16 protein-coding genes are annotated in these 18,071 nt (G+C 48.7%); 13 read left to right on the top strand and 3 right to left on the bottom strand.

Annotated elements, in window-relative coordinates:
• The first annotated feature begins 55 nt into the window (after window positions 1-55).
• The 11 genes from FIU82_RS11645 to FIU82_RS11595 all read left to right on the top strand — a co-directional run bounded on the left by FIU82_RS11645 (window position 56) and on the right by FIU82_RS11595 (window position 9,983).
• The gene (locus tag FIU82_RS11645; RefSeq protein WP_138587911.1) at window positions 56-709 is read left to right on the top strand and encodes a hypothetical protein; all 654 of its coding nucleotides are present in this window, start codon (window positions 56-58) and stop codon (window positions 707-709) included.
• A complete protein-coding gene (gene ftsB / locus FIU82_RS11640) occupies window positions 709-1,002 on the top strand; it encodes a cell division protein FtsB (RefSeq protein ID WP_022946460.1) in 294 nt (97 codons plus the stop codon). The genes FIU82_RS11645 and ftsB overlap by 1 nt, the downstream gene beginning before the upstream one ends.
• A 16-nt stretch (window positions 1,003-1,018) precedes the next feature.
• Window positions 1,019-1,747, top strand: coding sequence for a 2-C-methyl-D-erythritol 4-phosphate cytidylyltransferase (gene ispD, locus FIU82_RS11635; protein ID WP_152441123.1), 729 nt, complete (start codon window positions 1,019-1,021; stop codon window positions 1,745-1,747).
• A complete protein-coding gene (gene ispF, locus FIU82_RS11630) occupies window positions 1,744-2,223 on the top strand; it encodes a 2-C-methyl-D-erythritol 2,4-cyclodiphosphate synthase (RefSeq protein ID WP_138587909.1) in 480 nt (159 codons plus the stop codon). Before ispD ends, ispF begins: the two co-directional genes overlap by 4 nt.
• Window positions 2,220-3,293, top strand: coding sequence for a tRNA pseudouridine(13) synthase TruD (truD, locus tag FIU82_RS11625; protein ID WP_152441122.1), 1,074 nt, complete (start codon window positions 2,220-2,222; stop codon window positions 3,291-3,293). Before ispF ends, truD begins: the two co-directional genes overlap by 4 nt.
• On the top strand, window positions 3,274-4,032 hold the full coding sequence (gene surE / locus FIU82_RS11620) for a 5'/3'-nucleotidase SurE (RefSeq protein ID WP_045978508.1): 759 nt from the start codon (window positions 3,274-3,276) through the stop codon (window positions 4,030-4,032). Before truD ends, surE begins: the two co-directional genes overlap by 20 nt.
• Window positions 4,022-4,660 (top strand): protein-L-isoaspartate(D-aspartate) O-methyltransferase, encoded by a 639-nt coding sequence (locus tag FIU82_RS11615; RefSeq protein WP_022946465.1) that lies wholly within the window; start codon window positions 4,022-4,024, stop codon window positions 4,658-4,660. The genes surE and FIU82_RS11615 overlap by 11 nt, the downstream gene beginning before the upstream one ends.
• A 10-nt stretch (window positions 4,661-4,670) precedes the next feature.
• Complete coding sequence (locus tag FIU82_RS11610) at window positions 4,671-5,249, top strand: YqaA family protein (protein ID WP_045978509.1); 579 nt, start codon at window positions 4,671-4,673, stop codon at window positions 5,247-5,249.
• 3 nt (window positions 5,250-5,252) lie between these two features.
• Window positions 5,253-6,101, top strand: a complete 849-nt coding sequence (locus FIU82_RS11605; RefSeq protein ID WP_152441121.1) for a peptidoglycan DD-metalloendopeptidase family protein — start codon at window positions 5,253-5,255, stop codon at window positions 6,099-6,101.
• Window positions 6,102-6,168: 67 nt separating this feature from the next.
• Window positions 6,169-7,149: an RNA polymerase sigma factor RpoS gene (gene rpoS / locus FIU82_RS11600; protein WP_022946468.1), complete on the top strand. Its 981-nt coding sequence runs from the start codon at window positions 6,169-6,171 to the stop codon at window positions 7,147-7,149.
• Window positions 7,150-7,433: 284 nt separating this feature from the next.
• Window positions 7,434-9,983: an Ig-like domain-containing protein gene (locus FIU82_RS11595; RefSeq protein ID WP_152441120.1), complete on the top strand. Its 2,550-nt coding sequence runs from the start codon at window positions 7,434-7,436 to the stop codon at window positions 9,981-9,983.
• Window positions 9,984-10,028: 45 nt separating this feature from the next.
• Here the strand turns inward: FIU82_RS11595 and mutS are convergent, their stop codons facing one another.
• Window positions 10,029-12,608 carry a DNA mismatch repair protein MutS gene (mutS, locus tag FIU82_RS11590; RefSeq protein ID WP_152441119.1) on the bottom strand — a complete coding sequence of 860 codons (2,580 nt, stop codon included), beginning with the start codon at window positions 12,606-12,608 and terminating at the stop codon, window positions 10,029-10,031.
• Between the two features lie 24 nt (window positions 12,609-12,632).
• Between mutS and FIU82_RS11585 the strand changes: the two genes are divergently transcribed.
• Both FIU82_RS11585 and recA read left to right on the top strand, forming a co-directional pair.
• A complete protein-coding gene (locus tag FIU82_RS11585; RefSeq protein ID WP_152441118.1) occupies window positions 12,633-13,139 on the top strand; it encodes a CinA family protein in 507 nt (168 codons plus the stop codon).
• Window positions 13,140-13,211: 72 nt separating this feature from the next.
• Window positions 13,212-14,261: a recombinase RecA gene (recA, locus tag FIU82_RS11580; RefSeq protein WP_152441117.1), complete on the top strand. Its 1,050-nt coding sequence runs from the start codon at window positions 13,212-13,214 to the stop codon at window positions 14,259-14,261.
• Window positions 14,262-14,441: 180 nt separating this feature from the next.
• Here the strand turns inward: recA and FIU82_RS11575 are convergent, their stop codons facing one another.
• Together FIU82_RS11575 and FIU82_RS11570 are read right to left on the bottom strand one after the other, a co-directional pair.
• The gene (locus FIU82_RS11575) at window positions 14,442-16,568 is read right to left on the bottom strand and encodes a TonB-dependent siderophore receptor (protein WP_152441116.1); all 2,127 of its coding nucleotides are present in this window, start codon (window positions 16,566-16,568) and stop codon (window positions 14,442-14,444) included.
• Between the two features lie 163 nt (window positions 16,569-16,731).
• The gene (locus FIU82_RS11570; protein WP_253946363.1) at window positions 16,732-17,862 is read right to left on the bottom strand and encodes a DcaP family trimeric outer membrane transporter; all 1,131 of its coding nucleotides are present in this window, start codon (window positions 17,860-17,862) and stop codon (window positions 16,732-16,734) included.
• Between the last annotated feature and the right edge of the window lie 209 nt (window positions 17,863-18,071).

Below are 18,071 nucleotides of genomic sequence, written 5' to 3'. Positions count from 1 at the left end.
TCTCAAATTTTGCACAACTATGGTATAAACTTAACCTCTACGACTAGGAGGTATTGTGCAGCAACCGTCATCGCAGCAGGCCGATTTATTTGCGCTGGATCAGCAGCGGGTGCTCTATGCTGAGTTGTGTAATGCCTTTTATGCTCGAGAACTACAGCGCTTAAGCCAGCACCTTGAACCCAGCGTTGATGCGGCTCGTGTGGCGCGTATGCTAGCCAGCTTACCTTATTATGTCGAGCGCGCGGCGTTTCACATCGTTCGTGGTCATAGCCCGTTAACCTTAGATGGGCAAAATGGCAGTTGGATTGCCAAGCAGGCCACTAAGGCGCCAGTATCAGATAGCGAGAAAAATCATGCGTTTTATAGCCGCTTTGCGCAAATTGGCATGTTAGTCCCGGTATTGGTGGCGCAGCAAGGGATGCAGTATGTAATGCTCGATACGCTTGATCAAGTCAGTTGCAACCGAGTGCATTGCAATCAAAGCGGATGGTTTGATTTGCAGGGTCAGTATCAAGATAGCCGCATACAACATCAAAAAGTGACGCTGTTATGGCCTAGCAAGAAGCATTTTACGCCGGCCTGCTGTGGCCATCGTTGGCAGCAATATAAGGTCACATCGCCGCGCACATTAAGCTTGCGGGAAATGCTGTTAACAACACGAATAAACTGGAAAAACTTCAGGCAACCATTGCCTGTAAAGGATACATAATGCGCCTATTTCAATTAGGCCTCGTGGCTTTGTTTTTTTACTTACAGTATCTGTTATGGTTTGGTCATAATGGCATTGAGGATTACACCCGACTGCGTAAAGCGGTCGCCAGCCATGAGCTTACTAATCAACAATTAAGTAAACGTAATAAACTGCTTGAGGCAGATATCCAGGACCTGAAGTTGGATTTGGAGGGGGTAGAAGAGCGGGCCCGCCACGAACTGGGGATGATCAAACCCGGTGAGGTGTTTTACCGCGTTTTACCGAGCAAGCAATCGCTTAGAAAAGAATAATAGTTACTGAATTCATATGACGACACAACCTCGCATTGTTGCCATCGTTCCCGCTGCGGGAGTGGGCTCCCGAATGCAATCAAGCACACCCAAGCAATACATCGAACTGCAGGGCAAAACAGTCTTAGAGCACACCCTGAATAAGCTTATGAAAGTAGGCGAGATCAGCGCCATTAAAGTGGCCATCAGTGCAGCTGATGATTACTTTTCCACGCTCGCCATCAATAAACAGGTTATTAGTACCGTCGCCGGAGGCCGTGAGCGCGCAGACTCGGTGTTGGCGGCGCTGGATGCCATAGAGCAACAAAGCCCTGATTGGGTCTTGGTGCATGATGCGGCACGTCCTTTAGTGTGTGCACATGACATCGAGAATCTGATAGCGCAATGCTGCGCTGCAAAGCAAGGTGGTATTTTGGCCGCCAAGGTGCGCGATACGATAAAGCGCGGGTGCAAGCGCGGGTGCAATAGTGAAGATGACGGCAAGTTTATCGACATGACCATACCGCGAGAGCATTTATACCAAGCGTTGACGCCGCAATTCTTTCCTTATGAGCTCTTGCGCCAATCGCTGCGCGATGCGCTTGCTGCGGGTGCCAACATTACTGACGAAGCATCAGCCATGGAGTGGGCTGGACATCCGGTACGCTTAATCACCGGACGCAGTGATAATTTCAAAATAACCACGCCAGAAGACTTACAGTTAGCAAACTTTCTTTTGGCCCAACAAGTAACGGAGTTTGTATGATCCGCATTGGTCATGGCTATGATGTACACCGCTTTGGTGGTGAAGGACCGCTAGTAATTGCCGGCGTGAGCATCGATTATGAGCAAGGCTTTATTGCCCACTCCGATGGCGATGTTGCTATTCATGCCTTATGTGATGCCTTACTTGGGGCGTTGGCATTGGGGGATATCGGCAAACACTTTCCTGATACCAGTGCCGAATTTGCTGGTATTGATAGCCGTATACTGCTGCGTCGGGTGATGCAGGAAGTGAATAACAAGGGCTATGCGGTGGGCAATGTTGATGTCACTATTGTCGCTCAGGCACCGAAAATGCGCCCTCATATTGATGCTATGCGCCAATGTTTAGCCGATGATTTACAGGTGCGCATGGATCAAGTCAATGTTAAGGCAACGACCACTGAAAAGCTCGGTTTCGCAGGGCGCCAAGAAGGGATAGCCAGTCATGCGGTGGCACTGTTGGTCGAATCGTCATGAGTGACGCAGTATCCCCCTGGGAGCAGCCTTTAGCTGAGCTGAACTATTTATACGGCAAGCCAAGCGCAAAAGCGCTGTTTAAAGAGCACGCCGAAGACTTTATGGTCGACGAAGAGCTTGGATTTGAGCTCGATGGTGAAGGTGAGCATGTTTGTATTCATATAATCAAACGTGGTGTTAATACACAGGCGGTCGCCAAAGCCATTGCTAAGCATGCACAGGTGGCTCCTAGAGAGGTGGCTTACGCCGGGCAAAAAGACCGCCAAGGTGTGTGTAGCCAGTGGTTTAGTGTTCCTGTTCCGATAAAAAAGCATATCGACTTCAGTGCCCTAAATGATGAGTCAATCTTTGTTACTGAGCAGCAACGCCATGGTCGCCGTTTGCGTCTCGGTTGTCATCGGGGGAATCACTTTAAAATACGCTTGCGTGAGGTCGATGAGCCATTAGCGGTGCTTAGTCGTATTAACGCCGTGCGTCAGGGAGTGCCCAATTACTTTGGTGAGCAACGTTTTGGTCATGGCGGGCATAATCTCACCATGGCGCAGCGGATGTTCCAAGGTGAGCGTATCCGCGATAAAAAGCTGCGCTCGATGGTGATCTCCGCCGCCCGGTCTTACATTTTTAATCAGATCGTTAGTTTGCGAGTAGCCGAGCATGGTCTTGCCAAAACCCTGCAACATGAAGTGTTTATGCTCAGTGGCAGTAACGCCTTTTTCACTGATGCCATTACTCCTGAGAACATTACCCGCTTAGTACAAGGTGATATTGAGCTGTCTGCCCCCATGGTGGGTAAGGGTGATAAGGCACTGGTGGCGCAAGAGCGTCAATGGTTGGCACCATTTAATGAGTGGTGCACGGGGTTGGCGCAATTAGGGCTTAAAGGGGAGCGCCGTATGCTGCGTCTTTACCCTGAAAACTTAACCGTCGCAGCGCCAAGCGAGAATGTCATAGAGCTGAGTTTTAGTCTAAAAAAAGGCTGTTTTGCTACGGCGTTACTCAGAGAGCTGGTTGACTATCGACAAAGTGAGAACAGTATTACAAGGAATCACGATGAGAATATTGCTAAGTAATGATGATGGTGTGCATGCCAAGGGAATAGCCGCTTTATATCAAGCGTTGCAGCAAATTGCTGAGGTTGATGTGGTGGCACCCGATCGAAACTGCAGTGGTGCCAGTAACTCATTGACGTTAATGAACCCACTGCGTGCCCACAAGCTAGATAATGGTTTTATCAGTATCAATGGCACGCCGACCGACTGTGTACATGTTGCTTTGAATGCATTGTTGGAGCAGCAACCAGACTTAGTTGTCGCGGGCGTAAACCATGGTGCTAACTTGGGTGATGACACCCTTTATTCTGGCACAGTTGCCGCCGCCACCGAAGGCCGACACATGGGCTTACCAGCCATTGCTGTGTCGCTTGTAGGACCAGAGTGTGAGCACTTTGAGACGGCAGCACAAGTGACGGTTGATATAATCAAAAAGCTCAAGAGCCATCCATTACCGAAAGACCAAATTATTAATATCAATGTTCCTGATGTGCCTTACCGTGAGCTTAGAGGCATTAAAGTGACGCGATTGGGTGCTCGTCATAAAGCGGAAACCATGACCGCACAGCGTGACCCTTGGGGGCGAAAGGTGTATTGGTATGGCTCGCTAGGCCCTGAACTAGATGCGGGGGCGGGCACTGATTTTGATGCAATCCGTCAAGGCTATGCCGCAGTAACGCCAATGAGTGTAGATATGACCGCTCATGAAAGCATTACTCCCTTGCAGGAATGGCTGTTGGAGTCTGGTGATGATCGGTAATCTGCAACGCAGTGCAAGTTCACTGGCAGAGTTGTTAGCCAAAGAGGGAGTGACTGATCAGCGCGTGCTTGAGGTTATAGCACACACCCCTCGGCATGTATTTATAGATGAAGTGCTAAAACATAAAGCCTATCAGAATACCGCTTTACCTATCGGCCAAGGGCAAACTATTTCGCAACCCTTTATCGTCGCGCAGATGACCGCACTGCTGCGCCAGCATGGCGTGAGCTCTAAGGTGTTGGAGATAGGTACCGGTTCTGGTTATCAAAGCGCTATATTGGCACAGCTGTTTGACAAGGTGTATTCGGTGGAGCGTATCAAGGCGTTGCAGTGGCAAGCAAAACGCCGCTTGCATCAGCTTGATTTGTATAACGTCAGCATGAAGCATGGTGACGGTTGGCAAGGCTGGGCATCTCAAGCGCCATTTCAGGGCATTATAGTGACTGCCGCGGCATCCAGTGTTCCCGAGCAGCTGCTCCAGCAGCTTGATGACGGCGGTGTGATGATTGTGCCAATAGGCGATGCTGAACAAAAGCTAATGGTATATACTCGCCATGGAAATCAATTTAATCAACAAGTTATGGCCGATGTACGTTTTGTGCCCTTGGTACCTGGCGACATAATATAAGGAAGTTTTCTTGCAGTTATTTACCCCTTTGTACGATGCCGCCTTGCGTTGGGCCGCTCACCGACATGCTGAGCGCTACTTAGCAGGGATGAGCTTTGCCGAATCGGTATTTTTCCCCGTTCCCCCTGACGTCATGCTGGCACCGATGTGCTTAGCGAAAACTTCACAAGCTTGGCGTTTCGCTATTTTGACCACCTTAGCCTCTGTTATTGGCGGAGTATTAGGTTATCTTCTTGGTTTTTGGTTATTTGAACCCTTAGTTGAACCATTTATCCATTCTATGGGTTGGCAAGATAAGTTTGCCCAAGCACTCGCTTGGTTTGAACATTATGGCGTGTGGGTGGTGTTTATAGCTGGCTTCTCGCCGATACCTTACAAGGTCTTTACCATAGGTGCCGGTTTATTGCAGATGGCCTTTTTACCTTTCTTGTTGGCATCGGCAGTAGGCCGAGGTGCACGCTTTTTTCTTGTCGCTGCATTGATGAAGTGGGGAGGAGCGCGTATGGAGCAAAAACTGCGACAATACGTGGAAGTGCTTGGTTGGCTTGTAGTTAGCTTGGCCATCGGTTTATATTTGGTTTACCGCTAAGCTATGCAAGGGCGCTTTATGCAAGTGAAATACACCAGTTTGATAGTACTGGTTTGCTTGTTATTGAGCGCTTGCTCGTCTCGAAATACACCCGCACCGGTTTCTGTCTTAGACACTGGTCGGGCCAAAGTGTCACGAAAAATTCATATCACCGGGGAGCACTATCGTGTGCAAAAAGGCGATACCCTCTACGCCATTGCTTTTAGTGCTAACAAAGATGTCCGGGAAATCGCGCAAATCAATGGTATTAAGCCGCCGTACACTATTTACCCAAAGCAGTTGATTTACATCGAGTCGCAATGGCTAAAAAAGAAAAAGCGAGAAAAATATCGTAACTCGAGTAAAAAGTCTACAAAATCAACACAAAAAAATAACAAAAAATTAAAGAAAGAGGTTGCGAAGCCGATACAACGGGAGTATGTTCGAAAACAACCTAGTAAAAAAACTGTTAGCAAAAAAGTACGTTCTGCTAACAAGTCAGCTCAAAGTTTGAGCTGGCAATGGCCAGCACAGGGAAAGGTCACGCAGCGTTTCTCTAACAAAGAAAATGGCTATAAAGGGGTGCAGATAGCCAACCGAACAGGGACTTCTGTTCGCGCTGCCGCCGATGGTGTGGTCGTGTATGCGGGTGATGCGCTACGGGGATACGGTAATTTAATCATAGTGAAACATAACGATGATTATCTTAGTGCGTACGCACACAATTCGCGTTTACTAGTACAGGAAAAACAGGATGTCAAAGCTGGGCAAAAGATTGCCGAGATGGGCAGCTCTGAGTCCCCTGTTACCGCTCTTCGTTTTGAAATCCGGTATCGAGGCAAAGCAGTCAATCCGAGCAAGTACTTACCCTAGCTTTACAAGCACGAAACAGTAGTAAGGTGTTTGGGATTTTTACCGCGCTACACCGGAGGGTACTCTGATGGGTCACACTGCAAAACTTGAAACCACACAAGACAACGCCACTGATACAAACGTTATCGACGAACCAAAGGAAGAACTCCTAGAGCAAGTAGAGGAAAGTAATGCTGAGGAAGAGATTTTTGCCAAGGACGATAATGTTAAAAACCTCGATGCAACGCAACTTTACCTAAGTGAAATTGGCTTTTCGCCGCTGTTAAGCGCCGAGGAAGAAGTCTACTTTGCACGTAAAGCCTTACGCGGCTGCGAAGCGTCAAGAAAACGCATGATTGAGAGCAACCTACGCCTGGTTGTGAAAATTGCCCGACGTTACAATAATCGTGGTTTAGCACTACTCGATCTGATTGAGGAAGGTAATCTGGGGCTGATCCGCGCCGTGGAGAAGTTTGACCCAGAGCGCGGTTTTCGCTTTTCAACTTATGCAACATGGTGGATACGACAAACGATAGAGCGTGCGATAATGAACCAGACACGCACTATTCGCCTACCGATTCACGTGGTTAAAGAGCTTAATGTTTACTTGCGCACGGCCCGTGAACTGACGCAGCAACTGGATCATGAACCAACTGCAGAAGAAATTGCAGAGCGTTTAGACCGACCAGTAGAAGACGTGACTAAAATGTTGCGTTTAAACGAAAAGATTTCTTCCGTCGATACCCCGATTGGTGGTGATAACGATAAAGCATTACTGGACATTATTGCCGATGAGAAGGGCAGTGGTCCCGAAGGGGAAGTGCAAAGTAAAGATATCAACGATCATATCGTGCATTGGCTTGATGAGCTAAACCCTAAACAGCGAGAAGTTTTGGCTCGACGCTTTGGTTTATTAGGATACGAGCCATCCACCCTTGAGGACGTAGGCCGAGAAATTGGCCTCACCCGAGAGCGGGTAAGACAAATTCAAGTGGAGGCATTGCGCCGATTAAAAGATATGCTCCATCACGAAGGGCTTAACACCGAGAGTCTATTTGAACAAATGTAAAGACTGATTACCCACAAGCCGCCTTTTAAAGACGGCTTTTTTATGCACTTAATTAGCAGGGCAACATACAAAAGGCCTCGCAGCCCAAGAGCTTTCCCAGATACTCCAACACTCATTGTTAACGTCCCCATTGGTGGTGAGATAAATTCAAGCTCACTGAAGTCCTTTCTTTTGATATTCGTCGATTGTTAATAATGATTGTATTCAACACAAAAAATACACAATTGATTAACATGTTTGTTTTGGTTAGTCTGGACCTGATTAAAAAACAAAGGAGGTGATTTATGAAATCCAATCGGCGATATATACCTGCTGTGGTGGCAGCACTCATGGCGGCGCCCACTGTGGCTTGGGCCTTAGACTGCAGTCCACTGACGGCATGGAATAGCGATGATGCTTATAACAGTGGTGCTCAAGTTGTATACCAAGACAAAGCATATGAAGCGAACTGGTGGACGCAAAATCAGGACCCAGCCACTCACTCCGGAGACTGGCAGCAATGGCGTTTACTGGGTCAATGCGATGGTGCCAACCAAACGCCAATAGTCGAGCTTACTTCGCCTCTTAATAATAGTTCTTTTGGTGAAAATGACAGCGTTGTCTTAAAGGCGCAAGCAAGCGACAGTGATGGCAGTGTCAGCGCCGTTGAGTTTTTCATCAATGGAGTTTCACTGGGTGTCGATAGTGCTGCTCCATTTGAGCTAAATTGGCAAGCCTTGGCCGGAGAGCATACTCTGCTCGCTCAGGCGCGAGATGATCAGCAAGGCGAGGGCGTCAGCGCTGAAGTACAAATCTCGGTGCTCCCCGCTGACGGGAATGCTGCGCCGACAGTGACGTTAACTGCACCCACAGCGCAAACCCAAGCGCGAAGCGGTGAGCAAGTGACCTTGAGCGCTAATGCTGATGACAGTGATGGTGTTGTTACGGCGGTAGATTTTTATGTTGATCAAGTACAAGTTGGCACCGATACCAGTGCGCCCTATTCTATACAATGGCAGGCCGAGTCGGGGCTTCATCAGTTTCAAGCCAAAGCCACCGATGATGTCGGTGCTCAGAGTATGAGTGCCAGTGTGCAAGTCAACGTCGATGCCGCCGCAGCTGGCATCTGTCAAGGCACGCCTAGTTATGTTGCAGGCACCAGTTATAGCCAAGGGGATACCGTCGAAAATGTCAATCACGCCTATCGCTGTGATGTCGCTGGTTGGTGTTCTTCAAGCTCGGCTTGGGCATATGAACCTGGAGTCGGCCAGCACTGGCAGGATGCTTGGACCGACCTTGGTATTTGCGCAATTGCTCCGGATATCACCATTACCTCGCCCAGTGCGAATGCCACATTATTACAAGGGCAAAGTACGGTGATTAGCGCTGATGTTAGCGACAGTGACGGCAGCGTCAGTGCGGTTGAATTCTCTGTTGCAGGCAATGTGATCGCCACAGACACGAGTGCGCCTTACCAAGCGACATGGCAAGTGCAAGGGCTCGGTGAGACGGCGGTGACGGTTGCCGCGAGTGATAATGAAGGTAACCTTAGCGAGCAGTCGGTACTGGTCACTGTCACTGATCAGCCCTTGGTGGTGAGCTTGAACTCCCCTGCCAGCGGAGAGCAGCTGCGCTTAGGGCAAAGCCTGACACTGGCTGCTGATGCAAGCTCTGCGCTCGGCAGTGTTACCGAGGTGAGTTTTGCTGTGAATGGACAAATCGTTGGCAGTGACAGCAGCGCCCCTTATACGCTGAATTACACCCCCGCGAGTTTAGGCCAGTATGCTGTCAGCGCCCTTGCCAATGACTCTCAAGGTAACAGCGCACAAAGCACGGCCGCGACAATTAATGTGATTGATACCCCAGCGGGGAAAAAACACAAGCTCATCGGTTATTGGCATAACTTCGTTAATCCGGCAGGCTGCCCTATTCCCTTGTCCGATATTTCCAGTGCTTGGGATATCATCGATATTGCCTTTGCTGAGAATGACCGCAATGCCACGGGTAAAGTTGTCTTTCACCCCTTTGAAGAGGACATTCGCTCCGATTGTCCGCCGATAGACCCGATTAAATTTAAGCAAGACATAAAAGATTTACAAGCACAAGGAAAGGTCGTGGTATTGAGCCTTGGCGGCGCCGAAGGCACGATTACCCTAGAGACAGATAGTGACGAGGCGAACTTTGTCGCCAGTTTGACCAACATCATCAATGAATGGGGCTTTGATGGCCTAGATGTCGATTACGAGAGTGGTTCCAACCTAGTTCATGGCTCACAGATCCAAGCGCGGTTAGGGCGTGCCTTGAAGCAAATTGAGCAAAACATCGGGGGCGATATGTATCTTACAATGGCTCCGGAGCACCCTTATGTACATGGGGGCATGGTCGCTTACTCTGGCATTTGGGGGGCGTATATTCCGCTCATTGACGATGTGCGTGATACCCTGGATTTACTCCATGTGCAACTCTACAACAATGGTGGCCTACCTAACCCCTATGAGCCGGGCTCTGCACCTGAGGGGTCGGTCAATATGATGGTCGCGCATGCAAAAATGTTGATAGAAGGGTTTACCCTTGCTAATGGTCAGCAATTTGCGCCGCTGCGTGATGACCAAGTTGCTATCGGTCTGCCATCTGGGCCGCAATCGGCTAATTCAGGGCAAGCACCCACGCAAAACATTATTGATGCGTTGGATTGCTTAACCAAGGGGCAAGCATGTGGCACCATTACACCCAGTAACCCGTATCCACACTTTGGTGGGGTAATGACCTGGTCGATAAACTGGGATAAGTACGATGGTTACAATTTCTCTGGTCCCATTGGCGATAAGCTCACTCAGATGAACAATGGCCAATAACCCTGAGATATAAAAAAGCCCGCTTAATTGCGGGCTTTATTGTTGCTATAGCAGCTCTTTTAACCGGTATAACAGCTCATGAGCCTGACGTGGGCTTAGATCGTCGGGGTTAATATTACTGAGCTCATTCTCAACCTCACTGGGCTCGGGCTCCGCCAATAAATCCAGCTGCGCTTGTGTGCTCGAGGTGTTGGCGTTAATTGCTGGTTGTTGCTCTAATTGTTTGAGCTTGCGCTTAGCGCTGTTGATCACCGCCTTAGGCACGCCCGCTAATGCTGCGACCTGTAAGCCAAAACTCTTACTTGCAGGGCCTTCTAAGACTTTATGCATAAAGGCAATGGTATCGTTGTGTTCAATGGCATCTAAGTGCACGTTAACTAACCCTGATTCACGCTCGGCAAGCTCTGTGAGCTCGAAGTAATGGGTGGCAAATAAGGTTTTGGCATTAATTTTGTGAGCCAAGTAATCTGCCGTGGCATAGGCAAGCGACAAACCGTCATAGGTACTGGTACCGCGACCAATCTCATCCATTAACACCAGCGAATGGGCTGTGGCATTGTTTAAAATGGTGGCTGTTTCGGTCATCTCAACCATAAAGGTTGAGCGGCCAGAGGCGAGATCGTCGCTGGCACCGATACGGGTGAAAATACGATCGACCAAGCCGATTTTCGCCTGTGCCGCTGGCACAAAGCTGCCAATATGAGCCATTAACACAATCAGTGCCGTTTGGCGCATATAGGTTGATTTACCGCCCATATTCGGGCCGGTGATCATCAACATACGGCGCTGATTATTGAGCTCCACCGGGTTGGCGATAAAGGGATCTGTCATCACCTGCTCAACCACAGGGTGGCGCCCTTCACTGATGACAATGCCGTCGCCTTCGTGCAGCTCGGGTTTCGCGTAGTTAAGCGTTTGCGCGCGCTCTGCTAGGTTATTCAGAACGTCTAATTCACTTAATGCCGCCGCCAATTGTTGCAATGCATCCAGGTGCGGGGCAATGAGGGTGAATAGCTCATCATAGAGCTGCTTTTCCAGCGCCAGCGCTTTAGTTTGGCTACCTAGCACCTTATCTTCGTGCTCTTTGAGCTCGGGGATAATATAGCGCTCGTTATTTTTTAGGGTCTGACGGCGGATATAGTGGCTTGGCACTAAGTGAGAGTTGGCGCGGCTAATATCAATATAAAAGCCATGTACCTTGTTGTAGCCAATCTTCAAAGTACTAATACCGGTGCTCTCGCGCTCCCGCTCTTCCATGGCGGTGAGCACATCGGTGGCCCCTTGCGAGAGGTTACGCCAATGGTCGAGCTCATCGTTGTAACCCTCAGCAATCACTCCACCATCGCGGATCAACACCGGTGGGTTATCAACGATGGCGCGTGTCAGTAATTGAAGTAGTTCATCATTGGGGTGACTGGCGGTGGCAATTTGTTTTATCCGCTGGCACTGACTGGTCGCTAACATATTCTGTAGCTCAGGCAGTTGCTCCAGCGCTGCGCGCAAGCGAGAGAGATCGCGTGGGCGCGCATTGCCTAGCGCTAATCGGGCAACGATACGCTCAACATCGCCTACAGCACGTAGCAGTGGCTGCAACTCCATATGCCAGGCTTGGTCGATGATGGTGCTAATGGCATTAAGGCGAAGGTTGAGCTCCTTGCGACAGCGAATAGGGTTATGAATGCGACGTTTCAATAACCGCGAGCCCATGGGGGTTGCGGTTTTGTCGAGCACGGCCGCGAGGGTGTTTTCCAGACCGCCACTGAGATTTTGCGTCAGCTCAAGGTTTTTGCGGGTGGCGCTGTCGAGTACCACGGCCTGCGTATCTTGCTCGAGGCTAATGCCCTTAATATGGGGCAGGGCGGTACGTTGCGTGTCTTTGACATACTGTAATAGGCAGCCAGCGGCAGTCAGCGCTAACTTCGCTTCATGAACACCAAAGCCAATCAAGTCTTGGGTGCCAAATTGCTGACATAGTGCGGTAACGGCAGTATCTAAATCGAATTCCCATTCCGGACGTCGACGAGTGCCTTTAATATGCTCTATAAGCGCCATATCAGCAAAGGTTTCTGGATAGAGTAGTTCGGCCGGGTTAAGGCGTTGCAAAGTGGATTTAAATGCGTCATTGTCAGCACATTCAACGACATTAAAGCGTCCGGAGTTGATATCTAAATAGGCAACGCCAAAACGGCCTTGTGGGTTTTTATACACACTGACTAATAAGTTGTCTTGACGCTCTTTTAATAGCGCTTCGTCGGTGATGGTGCCCGGGGTGACAATACGCACGACTTTGCGCTCAACCGGGCCTTTGCTGGTTGCCGGATCGCCCACTTGTTCGCAAATGGCCACCGATTCACCGAGCTGTACTAGGCGAGCGAGGTAGTTTTCCACCGCATGGTAGGGGACACCAGCCATGGGAATAGGCTCGCCGCCGGCTTTGCCACGATAGGTCTGTGATATATCAAGCAGCTCGGCGGAGCGAATGGCATCATCAAAAAACAGCTCATAAAAATCGCCCATACGGTAAAACAGCAAAATATCGGGATGTTGCGCTTTTATTCGCAGGTATTGCTGCATCATCGGGGTTTGTTGTTTTATATTATCTTCACTGTAGAGATTTGCTGACATGCACGCACTCGAATAAGGATGGTTATGAATTTACAGCACCAGTCAACGAACAATACGAAAACCCTTGCTGCCCAGCTCGGCGCTATTCTAGCGGATAAGCAGATGATGATCACTACCGCTGAATCATGCACCGGGGGTGGTATTGCTTATGCCATTACCGATACCCCCGGCAGCTCGCGCTATTTTGCCGAAGCGATGGTGACTTATTCCAATGAAGCTAAGCACGAGCGCTTGGGCGTGAGCAAGCAAACATTGGCCGATTATGGCGCGGTAAGTGAACAAACCGTGCGTGAAATGGCTATTGGCGCAGCACAAGCCGCAGAGGCTGATGTGGCGGTAGTCACGTCAGGCATTGCCGGTCCTGATGGCGGCAGTGATGATAAACCGGTGGGGCTGGTGTGGTTTGCGGTGTTCTTTAATCAGCAGGTGAGCGTGCAACAGCAGGTATTCACCGGCGATCGCGCGTACGTGCGCGAGCAAGCAATAGTTCATGCTCTGGCGATGACGGTAAAAATTATAGAATCTGCTTGATACTGTAATTCCATACAGTATACTAAGACACATTAAGCCAGCGTGTGGCACAGAACGATTTTGGAGAACAGCATGAACGATAACAAATCAAAAGCCTTAAGTGCAGCGGTTTCGCAAATTGAGCGTCAATTCGGTAAAGGCTCAATTATGAAGCTCGGTGATAGCCAGGCTTTGGATATTGAAGCCATTTCTACCGGCTCACTGGGAATCGATATCGCTCTAGGTATAGGTGGTTTGCCGACCGGGCGTGTTGTTGAAATTTATGGCCCAGAATCGTCAGGTAAAACAACCCTTACATTACAAGTCATTGCTCAAGCTCAGCGCGATGGTAAAACCTGTGCTTTCGTCGATGCCGAGCATGCCCTAGACCCTGTCTACGCCGAAAAGCTGGGTGTTAATGTTGAAGAGCTACTGGTTTCGCAGCCGGATACTGGTGAGCAAGCGTTGGAAATTTGTGACATGCTAGTACGCTCAGGCGCCGTTGATGTGGTCATTGTTGACTCGGTAGCTGCACTGACACCAAAAGCTGAAATTGAAGGCGAAATGGGTGACAGCCACGTTGGCTTGCAAGCACGTTTAATGTCACAGGCGCTGCGTAAGTTAACGGCAAATATCAAACGCTCAAACACCTTATGTGTGTTTATCAACCAAATCCGTATGAAGATTGGTGTGATGTTTGGTAACCCTGAAACCACCACCGGTGGTAATGCCCTGAAGTTCTACTCGTCTGTACGTTTAGACATTCGCCGTATTGGTTCAGTGAAAGACGGTGATGAAGTGATCGGCAACGAGACCCGCGTCAAAGTAGTGAAAAACAAAGTGGCGCCGCCATTTAAGCAAGCCGAGTTTATCATCATGTATGGTGAAGGTATCTCCAAAGAGGGTGAGCTGATTGATTTAGGTGTGAAGCACAAGCTCATTGAAAAGTCTGGTGCTTGGTATAGCTACAACGGCTCTAAAGTCGGCCAAGGTAAATCTAACTCTATTAAGTTCTTAAAAGAGAATGTTGAGATTGCCAATGAGATTGAAGGTAAGCTACGGGAAATGTTGCTGCTTAAAGCAACCATTAAACCTGAAGACGGTGAAACCAACCTGCTAGCTGCTGAAGCGCAGAGCGAGTAAGACAGCAAAGCACTGAATAAGAGTAAGCGAAACCAGCCTAAGGGCTGGTTTTTTTATGGCTGGAGTTTCATCGCTAGCACACCTGCCATAATTTTTAGCCAGACTTTAAGACTAATAACCAGGCATAAAAAAACGCCAAACACAGAGTTTGGCGTTCTACTGTTTAACTAAGACAGGGAATTAAAGCTGCCAGTTAATAGAGAAGGCATAGTGACGCGGTGCACCGTAATAGCCCTGGGCCCAGTAAAGGCTGTGCAGGTACTTTTCATCGGTCACGTTGTTAATATTAAAGGTTGCACTGATGCGCTCAGTCACTTGGTAAGTGGCCACTAAATCAAGTAGGCCATACGCACCTTGTGTCGTCACTGTAGGAATAGTGCCATTGCTTTGCACTCGTGACGTTTTGGCTTGCCAGCGATAATTGGCACCAAAGCTTAAACCCTCAATTACAGGGACCTGATAATTCAGCGCCACTTTAACTTGGTCTTCTGGGGTGTAATCACGAACTAGCTTACCTTCATTGACGTCATCACCGGCTTCAATATCTACATGGCTGTAGCTGAAGCTAGCACTTAAGTCATCAGTGAGACGACCACTGAGTTCAAGCTCGTAGCCATCGCTATTGATCCCTTCAGCAGCGTAGTAAACCGTGTTGTCAGGAGTTGAAAGAGCGGTGTCAGGCAAGGCAATACCATCTTGCAAAGCATCGAAAATAGCAAAAGTGGCAAACAACTGACCATCTAGCAACTGTGCTTTAATCCCCAGCTCTTTACTCTCACCGGTGATTGGGTCTAAAGCCATGCCGGTTTGATCTTGCTCTGATTGTGGCGCAAAGGTTTCAGTGTAGCTGGCATACACGGTGTAATTCTCTGCAAAGTCGTAGACAGCACCAATATAAGGAATAAACTCTTCTGAGCTGTTCACTTTGGAATTACCGTAAGATAGGCCCTCAGAATCCCACTCGGTATAACGACCGCCAGCAAGAATGGCTAAAGGCTCAGTGATTTTGAAGCGTGCCGACGCGTAAGCAGATTTTTGGTCAGCCTCGACTTTAGAGCCGTTGTAAGCATCCTCGAGTGTTGGAATAGGTGCGTTACCTTCAAAGTCCTCCAGTGGTGGCATCGCCGGGAAGCCATTGCCTGTGGTGTAGTCGTAAAGTGAACTATCTTGGTAGTTCATATCGGCGCTACTGACACCAAACACTAAGTTATGAGTTTGTCCAAACAGTGAGAAATCACCTGTGGCGTATAGATCATAAAGGTTTTGCTGATCTTTATAGTCGTATTCACTGGCGTAGCCGGTTAATCCCAGCCCGGTTTCAGCATTTGGGGTGCCGTAGACATAAAATAACTCGGAGTCTTGCTCATTGGTCATGTGCGCGTAGCGAGCGCGTATAAACCAAGAGGTTCCCAAACTTTGCTCAAGCTCAACAAAAATATGTTCGTTATCGTTATTCCAATAAGACCAATCAGCGGCCGTGCTTGTGGATACGTCGAAGTCAGTCGCCGTGCCATCATCATAAAACAGTGGCAAGGCACCCCAAAGAGGGCTATCGGCATCTTTTGACTGACGAATATAATTCACTGATACCTTAGTGCTGTCAGTGAGCTGGCCTTCATAGGCGATATAACCCAAGGTTAAATCTGTGGCGTAGCGGTCCAAGTAGGAGTCTGAACGCTGCTTAGTGACCACTGCGCGCATTGCGTGGTTATCAGTTAAGGCGCCAGAAACATCCACCTCTAAACGGTTTTTATTCCACGAGCCAACAGATGCAGAGGCGCTGGCTTGAGTCGTATAGGTAGGCTTTTTCAGGACCATGTTAACGGTCGCTGCAGGAGTCCCCGCGCCAGTCATAATACCGTTGGCACCACGGACAATCTCAATGCGATCGTAAATAGAGGTATCAAGGGTACCATGCACATCACCACCATCTTGAGGGATACCTAAACCATCAACTTGGAAGTTAGTGATATCAAAACCACGGGCTTTAAAGTAAGTACGGTCTGTTTCGATTTGCTCAACAGTGACACCCGGCGTTGACTCTAATACAGCGTTAATATCGTCCAGTGAAAAGTCATCCATTAATGCACGAGACACCACAGAGATAGACTGGGGCGTTTCTTTAATGGTGATGCCGAGTTTAGAAGCCGAGTCCGCTTGTTCGGTGATGTAGTTTTTATGGTGCTGACCATACACGGAAACTCGTTCAATATCTTTGTCTTTTGCTTGCTCAGCAAAAGCTGAAGTACTCAGGGCAACGGCGCAAAGCGTTGCTATTTTACTTAAAGTGAAGCTTTTCTTAGACATAATCTTTTAGCACAGAGAGTTAAAAATCGTGCATAGACTAATCTAAGTGAGAATGATTTGCAAACACACTTTTGTTGCGAAAAATAAAAAGCCGCTCTCAACAAGCGGCCAAAAGTCATCCAATGTCTGCAGAGCAAGGCTCTCGTTTAAAGTTTAAGCCCTACTAAAACGCATATTTTGCAGAAAACTGTAAGCGCTCTAAGTCACCATCGGCGCCGCTTTCGGTTTCTCGCTCTGCGTGTTTAAACTCAACTCCGAAGGTGAGCTTCTTAACCGGCGAGTACAGTAAGTTGGCACTGTAACTGACGCTGCTTTCGGTAGGGTCGCCACTGAAGGCGAGTAAATCGGTATTGTTATCAGCGCTGAAGAACGAATAAAGGAAAGTCGATCTGAAGTGATTATTCCAATGGTGTTGATAGCCAATAAACCCTGAGGTTGAGTCAATGGCATCAAGTTCATCACCATCGAATACCGCACCATGGGCGACGTTAAGGCCGACATAACGACCCAATCCTTTGCCTTGAGTCAGCATAAACTTAAGGTTGTCAGAGCCGAGATTCACGCGCCCTGAAACACTCAACCCAAACGAGGTTTCGTCTTCATCAAAGCCGTTTTGCTTGTATGTTAGCTGACGCGCCAACGCAGTTACAGCAATATGGCCCCAGTCCGCTTTGTGATTATAGCGGGCAGTGAAATCAGGCATGCTGGCATCGTCGGTTTCTACTCGAGCACCATTGACGGTGATAGAGCTTTCTGGGTTTTCGGCCGAAAATGCCCAATTACCCACGCTATAACGGACTTGTGCCTGACGGGCGAACACCGTGCCCTCCGCTGGGCCAACGAAATCAAGTGTTTCTGGCAAAGCACTGACGTTTTGGAAATTAGACCATGCTTGACCAAATAGCCAGCCATCGTAGGTAATAAAGGCTTGGCGTAGACGCGGTGAGTAGGAGTTGGTGACACGTTCGTTGCCTCCAACAGAGCCGATAAAATCTAGCTCGATTTTAGTTTTTACTGTCTTTCCGTTACTCACTTTGGTACTGGTGCCAAAATTAAAACGAGATTGGCGGGCATGCATATCAAATACTGCATCGGTATCTGCGTCTGGCCCGACGGGGGTGGTACTGGGAACATAAAAGTCACGGCCAATACTGTCGCCAGAAATGGTGCCAGCGGAGTAATCACTCCACATGGCATCAACTTTGACGTAGCCGCCATAGCTAATATCGGTGTCGCCAATCGTGGCCGCGTGAGCACTACCCACTACCGAGCCAAGCGCAGCGCACACCGCCATAAAGGTTGTTGTTAGTCGTTTTTGTGTTGTCATAATGAAGTTGTCCTGTTGCAAGCTAGCTATGAAAACATGGTCGTTGCCATGATTTTGAGCAATTACCTATTGGTCTTACGACTAAGGTATAGCCGAACTCTGAGTATGTGGTTAGTTAACTTGCTGAGTGTAGGCAGGTTTGTGGCCAATTTGTGGGATTTCATACTAAGGTCTAA

It is taken from the genome of Pseudoalteromonas sp. THAF3 (assembly GCF_009363775.1).
Classification (GTDB): Bacteria; Pseudomonadota; Gammaproteobacteria; order Enterobacterales; family Alteromonadaceae; genus Pseudoalteromonas; species Pseudoalteromonas ruthenica.
Note: the sequence above shows the minus strand (reverse complement) of the source record. Positions and strands in the feature narration are given on the sequence as shown.